Raw genomic sequence first — 3,108 nt, forward strand, 5'->3', positions numbered from 1 at the left:
GGCCGCCGTCCGGCCTCCAGCAGTTCCTCCAGCCGGGCGTCGGCGACCGGCTCGACGAAGACCCGGGCGAGGAAGCGGTCGGCGAAGGCGGCCAGCGCCGGGTCTTCCGGCAGGTGGTTGGCCGCGCCGACGCAGACCCGCAGCGGGCTGGCGAGGACGGTGCCGCCGCGCCGGAAGACGCGCTCGTTGAGCAGGCCGAGCAGGGTGTTGAGGACGGCGGTGGAGCCGAGGAAGACCTCGTCGAGGAAGGCGATCTCGGCCTCGGGCAGCATGCCCGCCGTCTCGAACTCGACCCGGCCCTCGCGCAGACCGCGCAGGTCGACCGGGCCGAACAGCTCGTTGGGCTCGGTGAACCGGCCGAGCAGGTACTCGAAGTACCGCCCGCCGAGCTGACCGGCCACCCGGCGCACGGCCTGCGACTTGGCGGTGCCGGGCGGGCCGACGACCAGCAGGTGCTCCCCGGCGACGGCGCAGAGCGCGACCACCTCGGCGACCGTCTCGCGCTCGACCATGCCGCGCCCGGCGGCGGCGACGGCGTCGCCGACCTGTTCGGCGTCCGCACGGAGCGCGGCGCGGCGGACGTCGGGCGGGGTGCTGGTGTCGGTGGTCACGAGCACCGGAGTCTACGGTGGCCGGAGCGACCGTCACCAACGGGTTTCCGACGGCCGTCGCGCGCCGCCCGGTGAACCCGTGCCGGGCTACGCGGCCTCGGCCTGACGGTGGTGGTCGGCCGTCCCGCTCCGGGCGCGCGTCCGCTGCGGCGGGACCCGACGTTCCGGGTGGATGCGGTCCTCGCCCGGCGCGGCGTCCGGCCCCTGGTGGCCGCCGTCCTCGCCGGGCGCGTCGAGGGAAACCAGCAGTTCCCGGACGCGCAGGCCCAGGTGCAGGGTCATCCGGTCCGCGCCGTTGTCCAGGTCGAGCCCGGTGACCTCCTGGATCTGCCGCAGCCGGTAGTACAGCGAGGTGCGGTGGATCTCCAGTGCTTCGGCGGTCCTGGGTATCGATCCGGCCTGGTCGAGGAAGCACCGCAGGGTCGCCTCCAGGCGCGGTCCGTTGGCGGAGTCCAGCAGGGCGCGCAGTGGTTTGGGGACCAGCGACTCGTTCAGGGCGCGGTCCGGCAGTTGCAGCAGCACGGCGAACTCCCCGAGTTCCTCCCAGGAGCCGACGCCCCGCAGTCCGGGCATCCGCTGCGCCGCGCGCACCGCGACGAGCGCCTGTTCGTAGGAGGTCCGGGCGTCGGCGAGGCCCGGTTGCCGGGCGCCGACGCCGATGACGGGAGCGGCCGAGGCGTCCAGCCGGGCGCCGAGGGCCCGCAGGACGCGGGTGGACTGCTCCTGGAGCACCTCCTCCTTCAACGGCCGGTCGGCGAGCTGGAGCAGGACGGCCCGGTCCGGGGTGACGGCGATGGCGCCGTCCGCCGACCGGGTGCGGCGGAGTTCCTCCAGCACCCCGCGCAGCGCGGTGGCCACCTGCCCGGGCGGAAGCCGGGAGCCCGTCACCTGGACGACGCTGACGACCGCGTGGGGCGCGTCCGGGAGCAGCGCGTCGTCCACGATCCGCCGTCGGGCCTCGGCGCGGTCGGCGGGGCCCGCGTCCAGCAGCGACAGGAGGAGTTCCTGCTCCTGGGCGGTGCCGGCGTCGGCCGCGACCTGGTCGGCGTACAGCTGGCCGATGACGGCGGGCGTCGCCCGGGCGATGGCCTCGGTCTCCGCCGGGGCGAGGGCCCCGTCCGGCGCGATGACCGTCAGCATGCCGAGGAGGTGGCCGCGCTCGCGCAGCGGCACGCAGTAGCGGGGCAGCAGCCCGAGGTCGTCCCGGCCCGCGAGGAAGCCCGGCTTGGTCCACCGGGCGGCGCCCTGGTCGCGGACGTGGCGGGCGACCTCGGCGCTCGCCCGTCCCTGCAGAAGGCTGTGGAGGCGTGCCGGGTCGGCGTCGCCGAAGTGCCGGCTGGAGCAGATGCGCCGGCACCACGGGTCGGTGAGGGTCACGGACCGCCGGAGCGACTCCGCGAGTTCCTCGACCAGTTCCTGCAGCGCGGCGCTGCGGGCCGGGGCTCCGCTCCGCTGGTCCGTCATGGCGGTCCTCATTCGTCGTCGTCCCTCCGGTCCCGCGTCTCCTGGGGACACGGTGGCACCGCCGCGATGCCCCACGGTGCACGGTTCTTGTCCTTGTCCGCAGGGGATGCCGGGTGGTCGTGCATCGGGCGCGGACCTGCCTCAGGCTGATCCCGCGGTGCTTCCCGGCCCGGTCGTGGCGCCGGCACCGCCCCGGTCTCCCGGGGGAGGCGTGGACCGGAACGTGAACCGCCCCCTGTGGAGGAGTGCTCGTGCAAGAAGCCGTTCGGGTTCCGTGGGTGCCGCCCGTCCTCGGGTGGCGGACGCGTGCCTTCCTGGAGTCCTGTCGCTGGCCCGGTTCCCCGGACGCCGAGGGCTCCGACGGCTCCGCGTCGAGGGCCCGCATGGCGGCGCTCTGGAACGGCGGGCCGGACGAGCCCGAGGTCGAGGAGGAGTGGCTGGCGCTGCCGGGAGCGGACGGGAGCCGGATCCGGGTGAGGATCCTGCGCCCCGTGGGTGCTCCCGGGCCGCTGCCGGTGGTGCTCTATCTGCACGGGTTCGGCTGGATGCTCACCGACGCCCACGCGCACCGGCAGTTGGTGGTGGATCTGGCCCTCGGGGCGGACGCGGCCGTGGTGGTGCCCGAGTACGACGAGGCGGAGCACGCCCGGCACCCGGCCGCCGTCGAGCGGGCCCACGCCGTGGCCGGGTGGCTGGCGCGGCACGGCGCGGGGTGCGGGCTGGACGGGAGCCGGATCGCGGTCGTCGGCGCCAGCGGGGGCGCCCAGCAGGCGGCCGCGCTCGCCCTGGTGGCGCGGGAGCGCGGCGGGCCTCGGCTGCGCCACCAGGTGCTGGTCTGCCCGGTGACCGACGCGGCGATGGACACGCCCTCCTACCACCGGTTCGCGGAGGGGTACTTCCTGAGCCGCGCCGCCATGCGGGACTACTGGCGGCGGTACGCGCCGGACCCGCGCGACCGGGCGCTGGGCGCCGTCTCACCGCTGCGCGCGCCCCTGCGGTGTCTCGTCGGCCTGCCGCCCGCGCTGGTCATCAC

General features: G+C 76.0%; 3 protein-coding genes. 1 reads left to right on the forward strand and 2 read right to left on the reverse strand.

Annotation, left to right across the window (positions count from 1 at the left end; translation table 11 throughout):
• Both ABD308_RS33925 and ABD308_RS33930 read right to left on the reverse strand, forming a co-directional pair.
• The coding region (locus ABD308_RS33925; RefSeq protein WP_344343599.1) for an AAA family ATPase at positions 1 to 611 on the reverse strand (611 nt) is incomplete at its 3' end.
• Between the two features lie 87 nt (positions 612 to 698).
• Positions 699 to 2,075, reverse strand: a complete 1,377-nt coding sequence (locus ABD308_RS33930) for a PucR family transcriptional regulator (protein ID WP_344343601.1) — start codon at positions 2,073 to 2,075, stop codon at positions 699 to 701.
• A gap of 251 nt (positions 2,076 to 2,326) precedes the next feature.
• Here ABD308_RS33930 and ABD308_RS33935 point away from each other — a divergent pair.
• Positions 2,327 to 3,108: alpha/beta hydrolase fold domain-containing protein (locus tag ABD308_RS33935; protein ID WP_344343602.1), on the forward strand; the 782-nt coding region annotated here is incomplete at its 3' end.

It is taken from the genome of Kitasatospora putterlickiae (assembly GCF_039527695.1).
Taxonomy (GTDB): domain Bacteria; phylum Actinomycetota; class Actinomycetes; order Streptomycetales; family Streptomycetaceae; genus Kitasatospora; species Kitasatospora putterlickiae.